We start from the raw sequence: 20,611 nt of genomic DNA on the forward strand, positions 1-20,611 counted from the left end.
CCTAACTATCACCTCGTCCCTCGCCCCTCATCCTGTCCTCTGAGGGACGGCCAAGTCCCCGCATCCGGGAGGATGTCGTATGCGCTCGCACCTGCTGAACGACGAGACGGCGGAGCAGTACCGGCGTTCCGTCACCGAAGGAGTCGAGCGGGTGGCGCAGAAAATCGCCACCACCCGGCGCCCGTTCACCGGCGTCACCCCCGACGCGCTCGCGCCGACCGTCAACTCCGTGGACCTCGACCGGCCGCTCGGCGACACCGCCGCCGCGCTGGACGAGCTGGAGGAGGTCTACCTGCGGGACGCGGTCTACTTCCACCACCCCCGCTACGTCGCCCACCTCAACTGCCCGGTGGTCATACCCGCCCTGGTCGGCGAGGCCGTCCTCTCGGCCGTCAACTCCTCGCTGGACACCTGGGACCAGAGCGCGGGCGGCACCCTCATCGAGCGCCGGCTGATCGACTGGACCGCCTCCCGGATCGGCCTCGGCGACGCCGCGGACGGCGTGTTCACCAGCGGCGGCACGCAGTCCAACCTGCAGGCCCTCCTCCTCGCCCGCGAGGAGGCCAAGACCGCCGACCTGGCGAAACTGCGCATCTTCACCTCCGAGTCCAGCCACTTCAGCGTCCAGAAGTCCGCGCAGCTCCTCGGCCTCGGCCGGTCCGCGGTCGTCTCGATCCCCACGGACCGCGACCGGCGCATGCAGACCGTCGTCCTCGCCGCCGAGCTGGCCCGCTGCGCCGCCGAGGGCCTGGTGCCGATGGCGATCGTCGCCACCGCAGGCACCACCGACTTCGGCTCCATCGACCCGCTCCACGACATCGCCGGGCTCGCCGACGAGTACGGCGCCTGGATGCACGTCGACGCGGCCTACGGCTGCGGCCTGCTCGCCTCCCCCACCCGCCGCCACCTCCTCGACGGCATCGAGCGCGCCGACTCCGTGACCGTCGACTACCACAAGTCCTTCTTCCAGCCGGTCAGCTCCTCCGCGGTCCTGGTCCGCGACGGCGCCACGCTGCGGCACGCCACGTACCACGCGGACTACCTCAACCCGCGCCGCACCGTGCAGGAGCGGATTCCGAACCAGGTCGACAAGTCCCTCCAGACCACCCGCCGCTTCGACGCCCTCAAGCTGTGGATGACGCTGCGCGTCATGGGCGCCGACGGCATCGGCGGGCTCTTCGACGAGGTGTGCGACCTGGCCGCCGCGGGCTTCGACCTGCTGGCCGCGGACCCCCGCTACGACGTGGTCGTCCGGCCCTCGCTGTCCACCCTCGTCTTCCGCTACATCCCGGAGCGGATCACCTCCCCCGAGGAGATCGACCGCGCCAACCTCCACGCCCGCAAGGCGCTGTTCGCCTCGGGCGAGGCCGTCATCGCCGGTACGAAGGTCGACGGCCGCCAGTACCTCAAGTTCACCTTGCTCAACCCGGAGACGACCGTGCAGGACATCGCGGCCGTCCTGGATCTCATCGCCGGCCACGCCGAGCAGTACCTGGGAGAGAACCTTGTCCACGCCTCTTGACTTCATCGGTATCGGACTGGGTCCGTTCAACCTCGGCCTCGCCTGCCTGACGGAGCCCATCGAGGGACTCGACGGGCTCTTCCTGGAGTCCAAGCCGGACTTCGAGTGGCACTCCGGCATGTTCCTGGAGGGCGCCCACCTCCAGACGCCGTTCATGTCGGACCTCGTCACGCTGGCCGACCCGACCTCGCCGTACTCCTTCCTCAACTACCTGAAGGAGAAGGGCCGGCTGTACTCGTTCTACATCCGCGAGAACTTCTACCCGCTGCGCGCCGAGTACAACGACTACTGCCGGTGGGCGGCGGCCAAGCTGAGCAGCGTCCGCTTCGGCACGACGGTCACCCGCGTCGAGTGGGAGGCCGGCGCCGAGGTGTACGCCGTGCACACCGACGGCGGCGACGTGCTGCGCGCCCGCCGCCTCGTCCTGGGCACCGGCACCCCGCCGTACGTCCCGGACGCCTGCGCGGACCTGGGCGGCGACTTCCTCCACAACTCCCGCTACATGCCCGGCCGGGACGCCCTGAAGGCCAAGAAGTCGATCACGCTCGTCGGCAGCGGCCAGAGCGCCGCCGAGATCTACTACGACCTGCTGTCCGAGATCGACGTGCACGGCTACCAGCTGAACTGGGTCACCCGCTCCCCGCGGTTCTTCCCGCTGGAGTACACCAAGCTCACGCTGGAGATGACGTCCCCCGAGTACGTCGACTACTTCCACGGACTGCCCGAGGACACCCGCTACCGCCTGGAGGCCGAGCAGAAGGGCCTGTTCAAGGGCATCAACGGCGAGCTCATCGACGCCATCTTCGACCTGCTGTACCAGAAGAACGTCGAGACCGGCGGCCCGGTCCCCACCCGGCTGCTCACCAACTCCTCCCTGAACACCGCGTCGTACGACGAGGCTGCCGGCACCTACACGCTGGGCCTGCGCCAGGAGGAGCAGGGCAAGGACTACGAGATCCGCACCGAGGGCCTCGTCCTCGCCACCGGCTACAAGTACCGCGTCCCCGCCTTCCTGGAGCCGGTGCGCGACCGCATCAACTGGGACGGACGCGGCCGGTTCGACATCGCCCGCAACTACTCCGTCGACACCACGGGCCGGGGGATCTTCCTGCAGAACGCCGGGGTCCACGCCCACTCGATCACCTCGCCCGACCTGGGCATGGGGCCGTACCGCAACTCCTGCATCATCCGCGAGCTGCTGGGGACCGAGTACTACCCCGTCGAGAAGTCCATCGCGTTCCAGGAGTTCAGCATATGAGCACCGCCCCCGCCGCCCGCTCCGTGGGCAGCCTCGCCTTCCGCCCCCTCGACCCGCTCTCCGACGCCGAACTCGTCCACGGCTGGGTCACCCACCCCAAGGCGTCGTACTGGCTGATGCAGGACCACCGGCTGGAGGACGTCGAGCGGGACTACATGGCGATCGCCGCGCACCCGCACCACGACGCCTTCATCGGCCTGCACGACGGCGAACCGGCCTTCCTCATGGAGCGCTACGACCCGGCGCACGTGGAGCTCGTCGGGCTCTACGACCCGCAGCCCGGCGACGTCGGCATGCACTTCCTGGTCGCGCCGACCGACACCCCGATCCACGGCTTCACCCGCGCGGTCATCACGGCCGTCATGGCGGAGCTGTTCCGCGACCCGGCCACCGCCCGCGTCGTCGTCGAGCCGGACGTGCGCAACACCGCCGTCCACGCCCTGAACGAGGCCGTCGGGTTCGTCGCCGTCGACAAGATCACCAAGCCGGAGAAGGAGGCGCTGCTCAGCGTCTGCACCCGCGAGGCGTTCGAAGCCGCCACCGGAGGTGCCGCCCGATGAGCCCGATCGCCCTCGACCCGGTCGCCCACCTCACCCCCGAGCGCTGGGCGCACGCCAACCGCCTGCTCGTCCGCAAGGGCCTCGCCGAGTTCGCGCACGAGCGGCTCCTCGCACCCGAGCCGCTCGGCGAGAGCCGGTACCGCGTCCTCAGCGACGACGGCACCACGGAGTACCGCTTCACCGCCGGACGGTTCGCCCTGGACCACTGGCAGGTGTACGCCGACTCGATCAGCCGCCACCGCGACGGCGAGGAGCTCCCGCTCGACGCCCTGGAGTTCGTCATCGAGCTGCGCGGCGCCCTCGGCCTGAGCGACGAGGTCCTGCCCGTCTACCTGGAGGAGATCTCCTCCACGCTGTCCGGCACGGCCTACAAGTCCGGGAAACCACCGGTCACCGCCGCCGAGCTGGCGAAGGCCGACTTCCAGGCCGTCGAGACCGGCATGACCGAGGGCCACCCGTGCTTCGTCGCCAACAACGGCCGGCTCGGCTTCGGCATCGACGAGTACCACGCCTACGCCCCCGAGGCCGCGAGCCCCCTGCAGCTGATCTGGCTGGCCGCGCACCGGGACCGCACCGCGTTCTCCGCCGGCTCCGGCATCACGTACGAGTCGTTCATCCGCGCGGAGCTGGGCGACGCCTTCGTCGACTCCTGCGCCCGCGTGCTCACCGGCAAGGGCCTGGACCCGGACGACTACCTGCTGGTGCCGGTGCACCCCTGGCAGTGGTGGAACAAGCTGTCGGTGACCTTCGCCGCGGAGATCGCCCAGCAGCGGCTCGTGCTGCTCGGCCCGGGCGACGACCACTACCTGGCCCAGCAGTCCATCCGCACGTTCTTCAACACCACCGACCCGTCGAAGCACTACGTGAAGACGGCGCTGTCGGTGCTGAACATGGGCTTCATGCGGGGCCTGTCCGCCGCGTACATGGCGGCCACCCCGGCGATCAACGACTGGCTGCACCAGCTCGTCGAGGGCGACGACGTGCTCCGCGCGGCCCGGTTCTCGATCATCCGCGAGCGGGCGGCGGTCGGCTACCGGCACCTGGAGTACGAGCGGGCCACCGACCGCTACTCCCCGTACCGCAAGATGCTCGCCGCCCTGTGGCGGGAGAGCCCCGTGCCGTCCCTGGAGCCCGGTCAGCGGCCGGCCACCATGGCGTCGCTGCTGCACGTCGACCACGAGGGCGCGTCCTTCGCGGGCGCCCTGATCGCCGAGTCGGGGCTCACCCCGGAGGTGTGGCTGCGGCAGTACCTGGACGCCTACCTGCTGCCGATCCTGCACACCTTCTACGCGTACGACCTGGCGTGGATGCCGCACGGCGAGAACGTGATCCTCGTCATCGAGGGCGGCGCGGTCCGGCGGGCGATCTTCAAGGACATCGCCGAGGAGATCGTCGTCATGGACCCGCAGGCGGTGCTGCCGCCGGCCGTGGAGCGCATCCGGGTCGAGGTGCCGGAGGACCAGAAGCTCCTGTCCGTCTTCACGGACGTCTTCGACTGCTTCTTCCGGTTCCTGGGCGCCACGCTGGACGCCGTGGGCGTGCTGGACGAGGACTCCTTCTGGCGGACGGTCGCGGAGTGCGTGATCGCGTACCAGGAGTCCAAGCCGGAGCTGGCGGAGAAGTTCGCGCGGTACGACCTGTTCGCGGACGAGTTCACGCTGTCCTGCCTGAACCGGCTCCAGCTGCGCAACAACAAGCAGATGGTGGACCTGGCGGACCCGTCGGCGGCGCTCCAGCTCGTCGGCACCCTCGCGAACCCGCTCGCGAAGTTCCGCCCGTAGGGGTGCGGCCGGGCGCCCGCAGCCGCGGGCGCCGCACGGCCGGCGCCGACCGACCGGGGCGCGGTGGAGTACGGTCCTCCACCGCGCCCCGGTTTGCCCTTTTTGTAGGCATGTCAGGTATAGACCAAAGCCGTTACCGGCGCCGACCATGCGGCCTCCTGCCCGATACCGGGCAGATTTCTTGCGAAGAGGCGACCTCACCCCGCAGTATCTACGGGTGCTCGATCGCCGCCCGTCGTCCCACGACGACCTCATCGACCACCTGGTGCGCAGCACCGCGCTCCAGCGCGGGGAGGCCGCCCGGGTGGTGCTCGACGTGCTGGCGTACTTCGACGAGACGACCGAGGAGTTCGTCCGCCGCCGCCACCGCGAGCTGCAGGCGGACGGCGCGGTGAACTCGGAGATCTTCGAACGCATCGCGGCGGAGCTGCCGCACCGCGCCGTGGCGCCCCCGGAGCTCTCGCTCCGGCAGCTGCGCCGCATGGTCTACGGCTGACCCGCCACCGGGCCGCCGGGGCGCCGGCACCGGCCGGCGCGCGGACGCGAGCACACATCCGTGAAACCAGGAGGGGTTACAACTCTATGTGCGGAATCGTCGGTTACATCGGTAAGCGCGACGTCGCCCCGCTGCTGCTGGAGGGCCTGGCGCGGCTGGAGTACCGCGGCTACGACTCCGCGGGCATGGTGATCACCAGCCCGAAGGCGGCCGGGCTCAAGCTGGTCAAGGCCAAGGGCCGGGTACGCGACCTGGAGGCCCGGATCCCCAAGCGCTTCACCGGCACCACCGGCATCGCCCACACCCGCTGGGCCACCCACGGCGCGCCGAGCGACCACAACGCGCACCCGCACATGGACCCCGAGAACAAGGTCGCGGTCGTCCACAACGGCATCGTCGACAACGCCTCCGAGCTGCGCGCCAAGCTGGAGGCGGACGGGGTCGTCTTCGCGTCGGAGACCGACACCGAGGTCCTCACCCACCTGATCGCCCGCTCGCAGGCCGACTCCCTGGAGGAGAAGGTCCGCGAGGCGCTCAAGGTCGTCGAGGGCACCTACGGCATCGCGGTGATGCACGCCGACTTCAACGACCGCATCGTCGTCGCCCGCAACGGCTCGCCGGTCGTCCTCGGCATCGGCGAGAAGGAGATGTTCGTCGCCTCCGACGTCGCCGCGCTGGTCGCCCACACCCGCCAGGTCGTCACCCTCGACGACGGCGAGATGGCCACCCTGAAGGCCGACGACTTCCGTACGTACACGACCTCCGGCACGCGGACCACCGCCACCCCGGAGACCGTGGAGTGGGAGGCCGCGTCCTACGACATGGGCGGCCACGACACGTACATGCACAAGGAGATCTCCGAGCAGCCCGACGCGGTCGACCGCGTGCTGCGCGGCCGGATCGACGACCGCTTCTCGACCGTGCACCTGGGCGGTCTGAACCTGGACGCCCGCGAGGCCCGCACCATCCGCCGCATCAAGATCCTCGGCTGCGGCACCTCGTACCACGCCGGCCTCATCGGCGCGAGCCTCATCGAGGGCCTGGCCCGGATCCCCGCCGACTCCGAGCCGGCGTCCGAGTTCCGCTACCGCAACCCGGTCGTGGACCCCGACACCCTCTACATCGCCGTCTCCCAGTCCGGTGAGACGTACGACGTGCTGGCCGCCGTGCAGGAGCTGAAGCGCAAGGGCGCCCGGGTCCTCGGCGTGGTCAACGTGGTGGGCTCGGCGATCGCCCGCGAGGCCGACGGCGGCGTGTACGTGCACGCCGGCCCGGAGGTCTGCGTGGTCTCCACGAAGTGCTTCACCAACACGGTCGTCGCCTTCGCCCTGCTGGCCCTGCACCTCGGCCGCATCCGGGACCTGTCCGTCACGGACGGCAAGCGGATCATCGAGGGCCTGCGCAGGCTGCCGGAGCAGATCTCGGAGATCCTCACCATGGAGGACGAGATCGAGAAGCTGGCGCACGAGTACGCCGAGGCCAAGTCGATGATGTTCATCGGCCGGGTGCGCGGCTACCCGGTGGCGCTGGAGGCGTCGCTGAAGCTCAAGGAGATCTCCTACATCCACGCCGAGGCGTACCCGGCGTCCGAGCTCAAGCACGGCCCGCTGGCCCTCATCGAGCCCGCCATGCCGACGGTCGCGATCGTCCCGGACGACGACCTGCTGGAGAAGAACCGCGCCGCGCTGGAGGAGATCAAGGCCCGCAGCGGCCGGATCCTCGCCGTGGCGCACCAGGAGCAGGAGAAGGCCGACCACACGATCGTCGTGCCGAAGAACGAGGACGAGCTCGACCCGATCCTCATGGGCATCCCGCTCCAGCTGTTCGCGTACCACACCGCCCTGGCCCTCGGCCGGGACATCGACAAGCCGCGCAACCTGGCGAAGTCGGTGACGGTGGAGTAGCCCACCGCGCGCGTACGGCCCGGGGGCCGGCCCTGACAGTGTCCGGGGCCGCCGGCCCCCGGGCCGCTGCACGTCCCACCTGGCGCAGCAGGTACATCGTCCGGAAGCCGCCGCTGGTCGAGCAGCTCAGGGTGTTCTGCGTGCTGGTGCGGGTGAAGCCCCGCGGGCCGGTGCACGCCCGCGGGCCGGTCCTCGGGGTGCGCAGCAGGTGCACGCGGCCCCCGGGGCGACGGCGCGGCGTTCGGGGCGGAGGGCCGGTGCGGCATCCGGGGAGGCGGCCAGGCGCGGCACCCGGGGCCCGGAGCGGCATGCGGGGCGCGGGGAACGAGGCCCCGGCGAGAGGCGCGGCGCGCTGCCCGCCGCACAAGCGCACGGTGCCCGTGGGGGACGAGAGGCTCGGCGAGGGCGCGCTGCGGCCGGGGGCGAGACGCGTGGCGCGGGCGCGCGGTGGCGGCTCGGAGGCGGCGGCGGGGTGTGCGGAACGGCGGGCGGCCCCCGGCGCGTGCCACCGCGCACCGGGGCCGCCCTCGGCCCGGCCGGCGCCGCTTCGGCGCCGGCCTCATCGGTCCTGCTTCCGCCCGCTAGCTCGCGGCGGGCGCGCTGCCGCGTGCGCCGCGTCCGGTGAGCGCCGGCCAGCCGGCGAGCGCCGCCGTCGCGCCGTACCAGGCCGCGAGGCCCGCCACGGCGGCGATCCAGCCGCCGTCTTGCCGAGCGCGGACATGTCGGCGAAGGTGCCGATGCCGAGCAGCAGGAGCGACAGGAACAGCAGCCCGTACACCCCCTGGCCGAGCAGCCCGCTCCCGCCCGCCGAGGCGGTCAGGGTGAGCGCCAGGAGCGCGAAGAGCAGCAGGAACAGGCCGCCGGCCGCGGCGGAGACGTCGGTGCCCGCGGCGCTGCCCCAGGTGAACCAGAAGGCGCCGAGCCCGGCGAACGCGGTGCCGGTGCGGCCGTCGCCGGCGCGCAGGGCGAGGACGCCGCAGACGAAGAGGGCGACCCCGCCGACCCAGGTGGCGAGGGACGAGGCGTCCGCCGCCCCGACGTTGTCGATCGCCCCGGTGTGGCCGAGGCCGAAGGCGAGCAGGGTCAGGCCGAGGGCGAGCTGACCGAGAGTGGAGGTGGTGCTTCCCGCAGAGACGTCGTTGTCCACGGCGGGCTCCCTTCCTGTGCAGTTGTGCGCAGACGTGGCTGCTGTGTCGGGGACGCTGCCGGGCCGCCGCTCGCGGGCGCCGAGTCCGCCAGGCCGGTGCAGGGCTTCTGCTCCGCTGCGTTGGTTCCCAGCCATGGGGATATACCCTTCACAAGCGCACAACCCACCTCGCGGACGCATCGAATCACGCGGATCGGAGGCTGAGTTGACGAGGCCTCACCTGGGCCGACGGCAGGTTACGGAATGACGACGACCGGCCGCTGGGCGCGCCGGGCGAGCCGGCCCGCGACCGAGCCGAAAATGCGCCCCACGATGCCGTGGGTGGAGCCGACGACGATGGCGTCGGCCTCGTACTCGCGGCCGACCTCCTCCAGCTCGTGGCAGATGTCGCCGCCGCGCTCGACGAGGATCCAGGGGACCTCGGAGAGGTAGTCCGCGCAGGCGAGCTCCAGACCGAGCACCTCGGTGCGGTGGTCGGGGACGTCGACGAAGACGGGCGGCTCGCAGCCGGCCCACACCGTGGTGGGGAGGCGGTTCGCCACGTGGACGATGATCAGGCCGGAGCCGGAGCGGCTCGCCATGCCGATCGCGTACGCGAGGGCGCGCTCACTGGAGGTCGACCCGTCGAAGCCGACGACGACGCCGTGGCGGAACGCGGGGTCACAGGAGTGGCGCGGCTCGGCCGCCGCGAGGGGGTCGACCGCCGAATCGGCGCCCCTTCTGCGGTCCGCGGGTTCTGGGTATTCGTGACCGGCCATCGGTGTCTCGGCGAGGGAAGTCCTTCAAGGGAGGTGAGGGCAAGCATCGGGCGGCTCGGAGCCGTGTCCGGGAATCATCTTCCCAACCCCATACCCCCAAGGGTACGGCGCCACTCCTGCCATGCCCAGAGTTGCCCTGCGTACGCCACTGGGCACGCGGCGTTCCAGGGAGCATGCCCGAGCCGGCGGCGTATGGCAACGCCGGTTGCCCCTTACAGCCGTCCCCCGGAGAGCTTACGGAATGCCCGCCGACCGACACGGAGCGTCACCCCTATCGGGTCGGCGGGCACCGGCACGGCGGCCGCCCGGGCCCCCTGCGGCCCGAGCGGGACAGCCACCGTTCGGGCGTGCGGGGCAAGCGGGGCAGCCACCGCCCCGGGCGTATGGCGCGAGCGGAACGCCCGCCGGTCGGAGTGTGCGGCAGTGACCTGAGCGGCGCGCTCTCGTTGGCAGCGCGGTCCCCCCGACCGCCGCACCCCCAGGGAGCCCCCGTGTCCGCGACCCAGGCCACCGCCCCGCACCCGACCGCGCCCGCGGCGCCGCATCCGTACCCGCCCCTGTACGCGGCGGCGCCCGCGCCGTCCCGCGGGTACGCTCCCGCAGACACACCGGAGCCGTACGGCGAGGCGCCGGGGCCGTACGGCGGAGTGCCGGGCGCCGGGCCGCAGGGGGCGGTGCCGGGCGCCGGGCCGCATGACGCCGCGCAGGGCGCCGAGCCGTACGACGCCGTGCAGGGATCACGGGCCCGGCCTCCGCAGGGATCGCGGGGCCGGCGGGAGGGCGGGAGCGCACGGGGGCCGGCGCTCCGCAGGACGCGGTGGGCGAGGTGGTGCGCTGGGCGGCGTTCAGCTGCGCCCTCGTCCCTGCGGTGCTGCTGGTGTACGGAACGTCCTTCGGCGGCGCCGCGAGCACCGCGCTCGGCCTGGCCGCCGTCACCGCCGCCTGCCGGATGCTGCTGCGCCGTGCCGAGCGGGGCGCCCCCGTCCCCCTGCTGCCGGAGCCCGCGGCGGACCGGCCGCGCGGCGCGGGGCCCCTCCCCCACCGCGGGCGCCACTCCCGCACCGGGTCCGGAGCCCACCGGGGCGGGCGGCACGGAGTGCCGGGTACGCCGGAGGGCTGACGGCCGTTGACGCGGAAGGCTGACGGCTTCGCACATCCGCACCCGTATGTTTTCGGCCAACTTCCATGACCCCGCCCTTTGGTGCGGGAATGGCCCGCCAACCCCCTTGCCACCAGGGAAGAAAGGGCCGAAGACGGCTCGCGTACCCTACGCGGTTGGGCCATGAGCGCCAGACGCACTTCCCTGCGGGGCCCCTCGGGTGAAACGCTTCGTGATCGAATGCTTCACGCCAAGTTGCCTTGTCGACATAGTCCCGGATGCGGAACTTGTCACGTCGGCACCCCGGGACGCAGTAGATTCGATCATGACTATCGAAGAACGGGGTCTCGTGCAAAACCGAGGGGAAACGTGCAGGAGCGACAGGACCTAGGAGACGCGAACACCGAGGGGGGCTTAGCGTCATGAGCCAGGACTCCGCCGCACCGGAGGCCGGACGCAAACTGTCCGGACGCCGCCGTCGCGAGGTCGTCGCCGTCATGCTGTTCAGCGGCGGCCCCATTTTCGAGAGTTCCATCCCACTCTCGGTGTTCGGGATTGACCGCCAGGACGCCGGGGTTCCGCGCTACAGGCTGCTGGTCTGCGCAGGCGAGGAAGGCCCGCTGCGCACGACCGGAGGGCTGGAACTCGCCGCGCCGTACGGACTGGAGGCGATCAGCAGAGCAGGCACGGTCGTCGTCCCGGCCTGGCGGTCGATCACCTCGCCGCCGCCGGCCGAGGCGCTGGAGGCGCTGCGCCGCGCCCACGAGGAGGGCGCGCGCATCGTCGGCCTCTGCACCGGGGCGTTCGTCCTCGCCGCCGCCGGCTTACTGGACGGGCGGCCCGCCACGACGCACTGGATGTACGCGCCGACGCTCGCGAAGCGCTACCCGTCGGTCCATGTGGACCCGCGGGAGCTGTTCGTGGACGACGGGGACGTCCTGACGTCGGCGGGCACGGCGGCCGGAATCGATCTCTGTCTGCACATCGTGCGGACCGACCACGGCGCGGAGGCGGCCGGGGCGCTCGCCCGGCGGCTCGTCGTACCGCCGCGCCGCACCGGCGGCCAGGAGCGGTACCTGGACCGGTCCCTCCCCGAGGAGATCGGCGCCGACCCGCTGGCGGAGGTGGTGGCCTGGGCGCTGGAGCACCTCCACGAGCAGTTCGACGTGGAGACGCTGGCGGCCCGCGCGTACATGAGCCGCCGCACCTTCGACCGCCGGTTCCGCTCGCTGACGGGCAGCGCACCGCTCCAGTGGCTGATCACCCAGCGGGTTCTCCAGGCGCAGCGCCTCCTGGAGACGTCGGACTACTCGGTGGACGAGGTCGCGGGCCGCTGCGGCTTCCGCTCGCCGGTGGCGCTGCGCGGCCACTTCCGCCGCCAGCTCGGCTCCTCGCCGGCCGCGTACCGGGCCGCCTACCGGGCCCGCCGCCCGCAGGGCGACAGTGCTCCGGTCAGCGACGCGGTGGTATCGCCGCAGGGCCCGGGCGGGCACGGGATGCGGCGGCACCCGGCGGGCGCGGCGGCGGGCATGGCGCCGGACGGCGGCAAGTCCCACGCCGACGCGTACGGGCCGGGGTCGGCCGGGCTGCGGCGACCGCGCTGCCGGGCCAGCGCAGCGCGCCGTGACGGGCGGCGGGACGGAGTCACCACCGCCCCGCCGCGGTGCCGGACCGGCGCACCGTAGGACAACCGCATAGCCGATGACCGGGAACCGCCGGGAAGGGCGCACCGCCTCAGCGTGCCCCTTCCCGGCGGTTCCGCACGGTCATGCCCCCGTAAGGTGGACGCATGAACGACCGCATGGTGTGGATCGACTGCGAGATGACCGGGCTCTCGCTGGAGGACGACGCACTCATCGAGGTGGCCGCACTGGTCACCGACTCGGAACTGAACGTGCTCGGCGACGGCGTGGACATCGTGATCCGCCCGCCGGAGCAGGCCCTGGAGACCATGCCGGACGTGGTGCGCGCGATGCACACCGCTTCCGGGCTTCTCGACGAACTCGGGGGCGGCACCACCCTGGCCGACGCCGAGGCCCAGGTCATGGCGTACGTGCGCGAGCACGTCAAGGAGCCCGGCAAGGCGCCGCTGTGCGGCAACTCGGTGGGCACCGACCGCGGCTTCCTCGCTCGTGACATGCCCACGCTGGAGAACTACCTGCACTACCGGATCGTGGACGTGTCCTCGGTCAAGGAGCTGGCACGTCGCTGGTACCCCCGGGCGTACTTCAACAGCCCGGAGAAGAACGGCAACCACCGGGCGCTGTCCGACATCCGCGAGTCGATCGCGGAACTGCGCTACTACCGCGAGGCGATCTTCGTCCCGCAGCCGGGCCCGGACTCGGACACGGCGAAGTCGCTCGCGGCGCGCCACGTCGTCCCCCCGCAGTAGCCCTACCGGGCCGCACGGCGCCCCCTGTGAGCCACGCCTCGCGACGGGGCTCGCTGCGTGTGCGGCGGGGCGCGGTGCGGTAGGCGTCGCGGCGGGGTCGCCGTGCGGCGGGCGTCGCTGTGCGGCGGGCGTCGCTGTGCGGCGGGCGCGGGGTCACGCCGTACGGCAGGCCGGTCTCGCCGCGGTGCGCCGGCCCCGGCGTCACGCCGTACGGCACACCGGGCACTGAGCTGGGCCGCAGGCCCGCCGGCGCGCGGTGCGGCAGCACGGGCGGTGGCAGCGGGGCGCCGGGCGGCAGCTTCGGCCGGCGGGCGGCGGCTGCGCGACCACGGCCTGCGGTGCGCTGTGCGGCGGGCCGGGGCGGGGGCGGCGGCTCCGCCCCCGCCCCCGGGAGCCCTCCGGACACCCCCGGGAAAAGGTGTGCGCGAGCACCCTCTCGGACCCTGTACACTTTTTCTCGGCCGGTCGGGAAGACGACCGGTCGTGGTGGGTATAGCTCAGCTGGTAGAGCACCTGGTTGTGGTCCAGGATGTCGCGGGTTCGAGTCCCGTTACTCACCCTGATTGATCAGCCGGTGACCTGCGAAAACGGGTCACCGGCTGATCTTTTCCGTGTTGTGGCCAAACGGTGGGCGCCGCCCACGCGGCCGCCGCGCGCCGGTGTTCAGGTCTGGGTCGTCTTCGCCCGCCATGCAGCATCCGCGGCGTCCAGCGCCAGACCCCACGGATACTCCTTCGGACGACCCTGGCCCGGCTGGTTGGGGACGAATCCACCCTCTCCGTACAGCACCGTGACTCCAGCGGAGCGCAGGGTTTCCAAGGAGCGCTGAAACTGCGGATGCTGTACGTAGGCCGCATTCACGCAGGGCATGACTACGAGGGGCATGCCCTTGCCGATACCCTCCGCGACCACACCCACCACGAACTTGGACGTGAGTCCGAGGGCCCATTCGTTGAACGTGCTGAACGTTGCCGGAGCCATGAGTACGACATCCGCACGGGGCCACACGTCCGGCTCACCCGGTGTCTTGTAGTCGTAGAGCACCGGATGGCCCGCGAGCGCCGCCAGCCCCTCCAAGCTGGGCTCCAGCCACCGCGCGGCGGTAGGCGTGAGCCCGAGGCACACGTCCCAACCTCGCGTCTGCGCGTCCTCGATCACGCGGGCAACGTCGAACACAGGCGGCGCGGCAGAGCAGAACAGGTACAAGGTCCTCATCATGACCCCATCTGACCACAGCAGCACGCCCTAACCCTGTTGTCTGCAAGGCCCGTTAAAGGTGCGTACGCGTCGGGCACACTCGCCCGGAAGCGGCGCGCAAAGCGGACCCAGTACCCCTAGAGCCTCTCTAACCAGAAGAAGTGTGGCGCCCGTCCCGCAGGCGGCGGTGGCGCACCGCCTCCGTGTACAGCTCACGCGTCAGAGCGTCCGACTCGATCCCGAGCCCCTCCAGCACCGCTCTGACCGCTTCGAGAGCGTCAGTGACCTCGTCATCGGCCGCCTGGGTCTCCACTTCCAAGAACGTGCCGTCGATCTCGGGCACCCGCACCAGCGTCGCCAGCATCCGCCGACCGCCCGCCTGGAACTCGTAGTTGCGGCAATGCTTCTCGAAGCTGATCACGGGAACGTAACCGAGCCCGAGCAGCACTCCTTGGACAGCCGCTGCATCAGCGACGCTCGTCTCGTGCTCGGGCTTCGACCCCGACGCCTCATCGACGACGGCGCCCTTGAACGTAAGCACCGTGCGAGTGCTTGCCGAGCTGCGGATCGTGCGGACACGCAACTCCTGGCCGCCGGCCTCCAAGCGCCCGTCGGGGGCGTCGTAGTAGGTGTCCTGGTACACCTCGGCACGGCCTGCGGCGAGGTCGTCCAACTGCTTCATCACGGCCTCAGGGGCATCCACCCGGGCCTTCAGCTCCGCCTCGATCATCCCGTTCCCCTCTGGCTCACACCGTGCGGTCGGCGCCCTCGGCGATCGCATCGAACATCCGGCGGAACCCTCGGAAGAGCGGTCCATGCGGGGTCTCCATGATCTTGTACATGGCGGACTCGTGACCTTCCCACCCACTGTCGAAGGCTCCGACGAACATAGTGGTGTCTGCCCTGATGATGCGCCAGGTCGGCAGCATGCCGTATCGGTACACCCGCACATCACAGCCTTCGTCCGCCAGGTCACGCAGTCGCCCCTCGGACAGCCTGACGCCGTCGGAGAGGCACCGCGGAGACTCGCCGATCTCGGCGGCGCGCTGGACGACAGCCGGAGACGCAGGGTCGAGCAGCAGCACCCTTACCCGCGTGCCGCGGCCGCCGCGCTCCCGAGGCAGACAGGCCCGCAGGAGCGAGTCGTTCAACCCGATGAGCCCAAGTCCACGGACCGCCAGGACGTCCAGCTCGGAGGCCGCGCGGACCTGCTGTTGGATCTCGTCGGCCGCCGAAGCCTGTGCCGGGTACACCCGCACGACTTCCGGGAAGGCCGCGAGGTCGAAGGCCGCTCCCCCTCGGCCCGGCTCCCTGCTCGGGGCCAGACCGAGAAGGTGCCGGGCATCATCAGGGACCTTGAGTCCGTCGGCGATCCGCTCGTAGACGTCGAGCCGGGTCACCTGCCGACGACCGTTGAGGATCTCGTTGACACGGGCTTGAGTCATGTCGACGGCTGTGGCGATTCGGGCTTGGCTCGCCCCGGTGTACTGCTGCACGAACCGGAAGACTGCTGCCATATCGCGGGCTCGAAGTGCCTGGCGCACCTCTGCTCGTTCCCATGCCCACCGGGGCAGCTCAAGGGGGATGAGCAACGAAGGCAAGGGGCCCCTCCAGGCTGGGATGGAAACACATCTCACGGCGAGATTACCGTCCGGGTATCGAGCGGTCACCCCCCGTGGTTGGAGGGTGGCCTCATGAACACCCATACAGCCCGTCAGAAGCGCGGCCGACAGTGCGCGGACTGCGCGATCGTGCTCACTGCCGCCACCGCCCGGCCGCTGCCCCGCTGCTCCCCTCTACGGGTCTGCGTCCGCTGCCGCGCCGCGAGGAGCAGCGGATGACCGCGCGCACACTGGAGCAGATCCGGGCGGACGCCGAGCGGGCGGGCCGGACGGGCGAGTGCGAGCTCGGGGAGCACTGGCAGTGCCACCCGCAGGACGTGTACGCGACCGACCGGCCGCGGCCGGATGAGCGGCCTCTGTTCTCGATCCGCTGCACCTGCCCCTGCCACGCGAGGGGCCGGCCGTGACCCATCCGGTGCGCCGCTGGTGCGTGCACTGCGGGCGGCTGATCGAGGGCGAGGCGGTGGTGATCCCGGGGTTCTCCGCGTCGGGCGCCCGCCCGGACGCCTACCGGCACCCCACCTGCCGGCCCCCGGCCGCCCCGCGGCCGCACACCTACCCGACCGGCCCAGCCGGCCGCTGACCACGTCCCCGCCCCGGGCCGCTTCCTTGGCCGGTCCGCTGCCCAGGGCGGGGCACCCCCCTGCCCGAGGAGGCTTCATGCAGTGTCCCCGATGCGGCGTCCAGATGTCACAGACCGCGGGAGGCTCGTGGCAGTGCTGGACGTGCGGCAACACCCAGCTCCGCGCCGAGGTCCCCGCAGCCGCGGTGGACTGCCCGCACTGCCACCTGCCCGCGGTACCCGGCGCGCCCGGCTGGTACCGGTGCGGGGCGTGCCGATGGGAGATCGACGAGGCGTCCCGGCAGGTGTACGCCGACCTCGTCGCCCACCTGGACGCCGACCCGGACCGGTTCTTCGCCTACGTGCAGGCGCGTACGGCGCACCTCCGCGCCCTCGAACCCGCCTGGACGTGACCCGACTGCCCCGGCCGGCATCCATCCCCCCCCGGCCGGCCGGGGCCCTACCGCACCACCTCCCCAGGAATCAGCCGCGCTCACCACCCCGAGCGGCCCCCGACCACGGCGGTCCTGCACGGGCCCATGGCCACCTCACCCCCGTCCGACGGGCCGCACGACGCCGGGGTTGTGTCCTGGCCGGGATTGCGAGCAACCCGCGGCCTTCGACAGCGGGCAGCAATTCGTGGCAATCCGCCGATCCCGGCGCACGCTCCCTCGCATTCTGGTCGTCCGACCACCATCTGAGGAGGGCTTCATGGGGCTCAGGTTCATCGGCACCACCAGCGACGACGGTGACTGCCCCACCCTGTACGAGATCGAAGGCACCAACAAGATCCTGGTCCAGGGAGAAAGGGAGACCGACCCCGAGCACCTCGCCGCGCTGCGGGACGTCAAGCCGTCCGAGACCTTCGTCCGGGTTCCGCGCAGCCTCCTCGCCCGGTACGCCCCGAGGACCGAAGCGCCCGCACTTCAGCCGTTCTCCTCGATCACGCACCTGTTCCGCGAGTTCCGGCACACCGCATGGCGCCTGGAGACCCGCCGCGGCTACGCCTCAGACCGCAGGAGCCCCAAGTGGCAGCGTTTCCTCGCCGGTGAGGACATCGCGCGCGAGCCCGACAACGTGTGGCGGGAGAACGTCCGGACGCAGACGGCTCAGGGCAAGCGGTTCGAGCGTGTACGCCTGGTGGACGAGCCCATGACCCGGGGGCAGGAGTTCCTCCTCGCCAGCGCGCCGAGCAACGTCGCCGCAGGAGAGGACATCCGCAACCTCACCCGCCAGAAGGCACAGCAGTTGCGGCTGCCCGACTACGACTTCTGGCTCTTCGACTCACGCGTCGTCGCACGGTTCGCCTTCGACGACGAAGACACCACACTCGGCGTGTACGTCACGGACGACCCGGCTGACGTGCTCGCCGCGTGCCAAGCGCGCGACGCGGCCTGGCATTACGCCACGCGTACCGCAGACTTCGCCCGGCGGGTACGTTCAGGCATGTGAGCACCGACTTCCAGACGGCCCGCGCAGCGCTCGGCGCGCGGCTCCGCGAACTGCGCGCCGAGGCGGGCCTGGAAGGCAAAGACCTGGCGGCGAGACTCGGCTGGTAGCCGTCGAAGGTCTCCCGGCTCCAGAACGGCAAGCAGACCCCCACGGCCGCCGACCTGACGGCGTGGGCCCAGGCGTGCGGCCTGCCGGAGAGCGACGCGGAACTCCAAAGGCTACGAGCCGGATGGGAGATGAAGCAGCGTCACCGATCGCGGCGGCGTCAGCTCGCTGCCGGGCACCGCGGCCGACAGGAGATCGCCGTCCGCCAGATGGAGTCCACGCGGATGATCCGCGGCCTGGAGGTGTCACGCGTCCCGGGGCTGTTCCAGACTCCGGAGTACGCCCGGACCATCTTCGATGCGAACGCGAGGTTCCGGGGCATTCCGCCTACGACCGAGGCTGCCGTTGAGGCGCGGATGCGACGTCAGGAGGCGCTGTACGACCCGGGCAAACAGTTCCGGTTCCTGCTGTGCGAGGCGGCCCTCTACCACCGCTCCTGCGCGGCAGACGTGATGGCGGAGCAGTTGGACCGGCTGTACAACCTCGTCGGCCAGCGAAGGGTGGAGCTGGGCGTGCTGCCCTTCGGAACCCGGCTGCGCCGCACGGCACCCCACGCGTTCTGGATCTACGATGAGCGGCTCGTCATCGTGGAGACGATCAGCGAAGAGCTCTGGCTGACGGGTACAGAGGACGTGCAGTTGTACGAGCGGGCCTGGGAATGGCTCGCCGAGTCCGCCGAGTACGGAACAGTGGCACGCCGTCTCATCGGCCGGGCGCGGGCCTCGCTCGACCTCGGTTGAGCAACCGGCAGCAAACACCGTCCGGGCGTTCGCAATCGCGCGCAATCGTGGGGCTTCCAGGCGATCGCAGTCCCTACGGTCCTGGTCATGACCCCACAACCCGTCTCAGTGCAGGAATCCGCAAGAGGTGACCGCCCGATGAGCGTCCCGCCGCCTGTGGGCCCGCCCCCGACGTGGCTCGCCGCGCCCGCGCTCGCCGGGCCGCCGCAGCCTCCGCCGCTCACCGAGCGGCAGCGCCGCGGCCGGCAGTGCGCGGACTGCGCCGTCGAGCTGACCGCCGTCACCGCCCGGCCGCTGCCGCGGCGCTTCCCGTTGCGGGTCTGCCTGCGCTGCCACACCGCGAGGAGCAGCCGGTGACCGCGGCCGCGGGGGCGCTGCCCGCGTACGGGGCGCTCACCGCACTCCAGCGGTACGGCCTGGACTGCGCGTTCTGCGGCGCGCCGCTCGCGCCGGGAGCCGCGGTGTCGCCGGGGTGGCTGCGCCACCGGCCCGCGCCCGGCGTGCGGGTCGTGTGGGCGCCCCGCGCCTGCCGCGGCTGCGTCGGGGAGGGCGCGCCGTGACCGTACGCAGCGCCATCCGCGAGGCGGAGTGGGTCATCGGCGCCGACCGCGGCGAGGGTGCCCCGCGCTCGCCGGTCCGGGAGACCGAGTGCACCACGTGCCATGAGCGTTCGGAGGCCAGCGATGAGCAGCTCGGCCCCGACCTGTGGGCGATCCGGCACGCCGCCCGCACCCGGCACACCGGGTTCCGGGAGATCGTGACCGCCTTCCTCCGCGTCGCCCCGGCCCCCGGCAACCCCTGTACGACCAGCGGTGCCCGTAGGGCTGCCGCTGGATCCCCGCCCGCCAGCGCCCGGCAGCGGCCGCGGCGGCGGGTGCACGACCCGGTGCGGCCGGCACCCTGCCAGGTCCTCCGGCCGCACCGGCGACCACCCCATCCACCAGAACGGGAGGCACCACGTGAGTACCACACTCGACGCCCGCACGCTCCTGAGCGAGCACTTCCCGAACGTCGTCGCGACCGTCCTCGACAGCAACCCCGGCATGCAGCAGGACCTCGCCGAACGGATCACCGAGGAGGGCATCAAGTTCGTCGTCACCTGCGCCCGCACCCCGGCGTGGCCCGCTCCGTCACGGATCGTCACCGAGGCTGCACTCCGCATCAAGTTCGTCGTCACCTGCGCCCGCACCCCCGGCGTGGCCCTGGCTCCGTCACGGATCGTCGACGAGGGGTGGCGCCCTGCTGCTGCACTCCGCCCCGTACGCCGAGCTGTGCGCCCGCTTCGGGAGCATGGTGCACCACTACCCGGGCTACGACCCCACCCACTACGACCACGAGATCCTCGACCGTACCCGCGCGAGCATCCGCGCCGCCGGGTTCGACGTGGACGAAGAGCTGTGGGCGGCACCGGGCGACGAGCGTCTCGCCGCGGTGGCGGCGCAGTGCCAGCACGCGCCGTCCTGCGCCATCAGGCCGATGCCGAAGCCCGAGTGGCCGTAGCGTGGCGCCCTGGAGGTGACCCGCATGAAGGAGTGGATCGACCCGCGGTACGCGCACCTGGTGGCGGCGTGGAAGCGCGCCCAGCAGCCGGACTCGCGTGATCCGCGCGAACCCCGTCCGGCCCGCGGCTTCATCATGGCGCAGCCGAAGCGCTGACCGACCGCTCCGGCGGCACGTCCCGCGGTCGGCCGGGGCCCTACCGCACCAGATCCGTGCCGTCCAACGCGGCGTGGGCCCCTGCCACGCAGCAGCACGCCCCTGACCCACGCGGTCCGCCACCGGACGTGACTCCGGTCCCGCGGGCGGCCCGCGGTGGCGCGGTGGGCGCGTGCGGGGGCATCCGAGGGGCGCGGAGAGCGGGTGCGGATGCCACCGGCAGGTGCGGCCGCGGGGTGTCTTCGCCGCCCTGACCGGGCACGACTCCTGTACGCACCGCCCCGTAACGGCGCCTACGGCCCGGCTGCGCCCCCACCTGTCTCCCCCACCTCATCCCCTTGTCTCCCCGTTCCCCGCTGC

At 71.9% G+C, this 20,611-nt stretch carries 21 protein-coding genes, 1 tRNA gene and 2 pseudogenes; 19 read left to right on the forward strand and 5 right to left on the reverse strand.

From position 1 onward, the window contains the following. Positions 1-79 precede the first annotated feature (79 nt). The 6 genes from L6E17_RS12335 (at position 80) to glmS (ending at position 7,521) form a co-directional block, all read left to right on the forward strand. Positions 80-1,522, forward strand: a complete 1,443-nt coding sequence (locus tag L6E17_RS12335) for an aspartate aminotransferase family protein (RefSeq protein WP_236240797.1) — start codon at positions 80-82, stop codon at positions 1,520-1,522. Further along, entirely contained in the window at positions 1,506-2,780 is a 1,275-nt protein-coding gene (locus tag L6E17_RS12340) for a lysine N(6)-hydroxylase/L-ornithine N(5)-oxygenase family protein (protein ID WP_236240798.1), read from the forward strand. The genes L6E17_RS12335 and L6E17_RS12340 overlap by 17 nt, the downstream gene beginning before the upstream one ends. Continuing rightward, a complete protein-coding gene (locus tag L6E17_RS12345; protein WP_236240799.1) occupies positions 2,777-3,340 on the forward strand; it encodes a GNAT family N-acetyltransferase in 564 nt (187 codons plus the stop codon). The genes L6E17_RS12340 and L6E17_RS12345 overlap by 4 nt, the downstream gene beginning before the upstream one ends. After that, complete coding sequence (locus L6E17_RS12350; RefSeq protein ID WP_236240800.1) at positions 3,337-5,121, forward strand: IucA/IucC family siderophore biosynthesis protein; 1,785 nt, start codon at positions 3,337-3,339, stop codon at positions 5,119-5,121. Before L6E17_RS12345 ends, L6E17_RS12350 begins: the two co-directional genes overlap by 4 nt. Positions 5,122-5,338: 217 nt before the next feature. Further along, on the forward strand, positions 5,339-5,617 hold the full coding sequence (locus tag L6E17_RS12355) for a hypothetical protein (protein ID WP_071264217.1): 279 nt from the start codon (positions 5,339-5,341) through the stop codon (positions 5,615-5,617). A gap of 86 nt (positions 5,618-5,703) precedes the next feature. Continuing rightward, a complete protein-coding gene (glmS, locus tag L6E17_RS12360) occupies positions 5,704-7,521 on the forward strand; it encodes a glutamine--fructose-6-phosphate transaminase (isomerizing) (RefSeq protein ID WP_236240801.1) in 1,818 nt (605 codons plus the stop codon). 581 nt (positions 7,522-8,102) lie between these two features. Here glmS and L6E17_RS12365 read toward each other — a convergent pair. Together L6E17_RS12365 and L6E17_RS12370 are read right to left on the reverse strand one after the other, a co-directional pair. Next, positions 8,103-8,668: pseudogene (locus tag L6E17_RS12365) on the reverse strand (GPR1/FUN34/YaaH family transporter). A 236-nt stretch (positions 8,669-8,904) separates the two neighbouring features. Continuing rightward, a complete protein-coding gene (locus L6E17_RS12370; RefSeq protein ID WP_071265206.1) occupies positions 8,905-9,426 on the reverse strand; it encodes a universal stress protein in 522 nt (173 codons plus the stop codon). 817 nt (positions 9,427-10,243) lie between these two features. Here L6E17_RS12370 and L6E17_RS12375 point away from each other — a divergent pair. The 4 genes from L6E17_RS12375 to L6E17_RS12390 all read left to right on the forward strand — a co-directional run bounded on the left by L6E17_RS12375 (position 10,244) and on the right by L6E17_RS12390 (position 13,476). Further along, positions 10,244-10,546 (forward strand): hypothetical protein, encoded by a 303-nt coding sequence (locus tag L6E17_RS12375; protein WP_374109042.1) that lies wholly within the window; start codon positions 10,244-10,246, stop codon positions 10,544-10,546. A gap of 401 nt (positions 10,547-10,947) precedes the next feature. Next, entirely contained in the window at positions 10,948-12,210 is a 1,263-nt protein-coding gene (locus tag L6E17_RS12380; protein WP_236240802.1) for a helix-turn-helix domain-containing protein, read from the forward strand. Positions 12,211-12,314: 104 nt separating this feature from the next. After that, positions 12,315-12,917, forward strand: coding sequence for an oligoribonuclease (gene orn, locus L6E17_RS12385; protein WP_236240803.1), 603 nt, complete (start codon positions 12,315-12,317; stop codon positions 12,915-12,917). 486 nt (positions 12,918-13,403) lie between these two features. Further along, positions 13,404-13,476 (forward strand) — tRNA-His (locus tag L6E17_RS12390). A gap of 104 nt (positions 13,477-13,580) precedes the next feature. On the opposite strand, the gene L6E17_RS12395 is transcribed toward L6E17_RS12390, so the two are convergent. The 3 genes from L6E17_RS12395 to L6E17_RS12405 form a co-directional block, all read right to left on the reverse strand. Continuing rightward, positions 13,581-14,132: a flavoprotein gene (locus L6E17_RS12395; RefSeq protein ID WP_236240902.1), complete on the reverse strand. Its 552-nt coding sequence runs from the start codon at positions 14,130-14,132 to the stop codon at positions 13,581-13,583. A 130-nt stretch (positions 14,133-14,262) separates the two neighbouring features. After that, on the reverse strand, positions 14,263-14,844 hold the full coding sequence (cyaB, locus tag L6E17_RS12400) for a class IV adenylate cyclase (protein WP_236240804.1): 582 nt from the start codon (positions 14,842-14,844) through the stop codon (positions 14,263-14,265). A 16-nt stretch (positions 14,845-14,860) separates the two neighbouring features. Next, positions 14,861-15,631, reverse strand: coding sequence for a helix-turn-helix transcriptional regulator (locus L6E17_RS12405; RefSeq protein WP_236240805.1), 771 nt, complete (start codon positions 15,629-15,631; stop codon positions 14,861-14,863). Between the two features lie 320 nt (positions 15,632-15,951). Between L6E17_RS12405 and L6E17_RS12410 the strand changes: the two genes are divergently transcribed. The 9 genes and pseudogenes from L6E17_RS12410 (at position 15,952) to L6E17_RS30505 (ending at position 20,251) form a co-directional block, all read left to right on the forward strand. Then, a complete protein-coding gene (locus tag L6E17_RS12410) occupies positions 15,952-16,143 on the forward strand; it encodes a hypothetical protein (RefSeq protein WP_236240806.1) in 192 nt (63 codons plus the stop codon). Further along, entirely contained in the window at positions 16,140-16,319 is a 180-nt protein-coding gene (locus L6E17_RS12415; RefSeq protein WP_236240807.1) for a hypothetical protein, read from the forward strand. Before L6E17_RS12410 ends, L6E17_RS12415 begins: the two co-directional genes overlap by 4 nt. Before the next feature lie 104 nt (positions 16,320-16,423). After that, positions 16,424-16,711 carry a hypothetical protein gene (locus L6E17_RS12420; RefSeq protein ID WP_236240808.1) on the forward strand — a complete coding sequence of 96 codons (288 nt, stop codon included), beginning with the start codon at positions 16,424-16,426 and terminating at the stop codon, positions 16,709-16,711. Between the two features lie 298 nt (positions 16,712-17,009). Further along, a complete protein-coding gene (locus tag L6E17_RS12425; RefSeq protein WP_236240809.1) occupies positions 17,010-17,750 on the forward strand; it encodes a DUF6879 family protein in 741 nt (246 codons plus the stop codon). Further along, a pseudogene (locus tag L6E17_RS12430) lies at positions 17,747-18,595 on the forward strand (helix-turn-helix domain-containing protein). Before L6E17_RS12425 ends, L6E17_RS12430 begins: the two are co-directional and overlap by 4 nt. A 138-nt stretch (positions 18,596-18,733) precedes the next feature. Then, positions 18,734-18,952 carry a hypothetical protein gene (locus L6E17_RS12435; protein ID WP_236240810.1) on the forward strand — a complete coding sequence of 73 codons (219 nt, stop codon included), beginning with the start codon at positions 18,734-18,736 and terminating at the stop codon, positions 18,950-18,952. Beyond that, positions 18,949-19,155, forward strand: coding sequence for a hypothetical protein (locus L6E17_RS12440; RefSeq protein WP_236240811.1), 207 nt, complete (start codon positions 18,949-18,951; stop codon positions 19,153-19,155). Before L6E17_RS12435 ends, L6E17_RS12440 begins: the two co-directional genes overlap by 4 nt. Before the next feature lie 730 nt (positions 19,156-19,885). Then, entirely contained in the window at positions 19,886-20,095 is a 210-nt protein-coding gene (locus L6E17_RS30965; RefSeq protein WP_308315869.1) for a hypothetical protein, read from the forward strand. Positions 20,096-20,119: 24 nt separating this feature from the next. Continuing rightward, positions 20,120-20,251: a hypothetical protein gene (locus L6E17_RS30505; RefSeq protein WP_264296598.1), complete on the forward strand. Its 132-nt coding sequence runs from the start codon at positions 20,120-20,122 to the stop codon at positions 20,249-20,251. The last annotated feature ends 360 nt before the right edge of the window (positions 20,252-20,611 follow it).

The organism is Streptomyces sp. CC228A (assembly GCF_021390935.1).
Lineage (GTDB): Bacteria > Actinomycetota > Actinomycetes > Streptomycetales > Streptomycetaceae > Streptomyces.

Coding starts and splice junctions, on each gene's coding strand:
- L6E17_RS12335 (WP_236240797.1), top strand. CDS start 80: ATGCGCTCGCACCTGCTGAACGACGAGACGGCGGAGCAGTACCGGCGT.
- L6E17_RS12345 (WP_236240799.1), top strand. CDS start 2,777: ATGAGCACCGCCCCCGCCGCCCGCTCCGTGGGCAGCCTCGCCTTCCGC.
- L6E17_RS12350 (WP_236240800.1), top strand. CDS start 3,337: ATGAGCCCGATCGCCCTCGACCCGGTCGCCCACCTCACCCCCGAGCGC.
- glmS (WP_236240801.1), top strand. CDS start 5,704: ATGTGCGGAATCGTCGGTTACATCGGTAAGCGCGACGTCGCCCCGCTG.
- L6E17_RS12370 (WP_071265206.1), bottom strand. CDS start 9,426: ATGGCCGGTCACGAATACCCAGAACCCGCGGACCGCAGAAGGGGCGCC.
- L6E17_RS12380 (WP_236240802.1), top strand. CDS start 10,948: ATGAGCCAGGACTCCGCCGCACCGGAGGCCGGACGCAAACTGTCCGGA.
- orn (WP_236240803.1), top strand. CDS start 12,315: ATGAACGACCGCATGGTGTGGATCGACTGCGAGATGACCGGGCTCTCG.
- L6E17_RS12395 (WP_236240902.1), bottom strand. CDS start 14,132: ATGAGGACCTTGTACCTGTTCTGCTCTGCCGCGCCGCCTGTGTTCGAC.
- cyaB (WP_236240804.1), bottom strand. CDS start 14,844: ATGATCGAGGCGGAGCTGAAGGCCCGGGTGGATGCCCCTGAGGCCGTG.
- L6E17_RS12405 (WP_236240805.1), bottom strand. CDS start 15,631: ATGGCAGCAGTCTTCCGGTTCGTGCAGCAGTACACCGGGGCGAGCCAA.
- L6E17_RS12410 (WP_236240806.1), top strand. CDS start 15,952: ATGACCGCGCGCACACTGGAGCAGATCCGGGCGGACGCCGAGCGGGCG.
- L6E17_RS12420 (WP_236240808.1), top strand. CDS start 16,424: ATGTCACAGACCGCGGGAGGCTCGTGGCAGTGCTGGACGTGCGGCAAC.
- L6E17_RS12425 (WP_236240809.1), top strand. CDS start 17,010: ATGGGGCTCAGGTTCATCGGCACCACCAGCGACGACGGTGACTGCCCC.
- L6E17_RS12435 (WP_236240810.1), top strand. CDS start 18,734: ATGAGCGTCCCGCCGCCTGTGGGCCCGCCCCCGACGTGGCTCGCCGCG.
- L6E17_RS30965 (WP_308315869.1), top strand. CDS start 19,886: ATGGTGCACCACTACCCGGGCTACGACCCCACCCACTACGACCACGAG.
- L6E17_RS30505 (WP_264296598.1), top strand. CDS start 20,120: ATGAAGGAGTGGATCGACCCGCGGTACGCGCACCTGGTGGCGGCGTGG.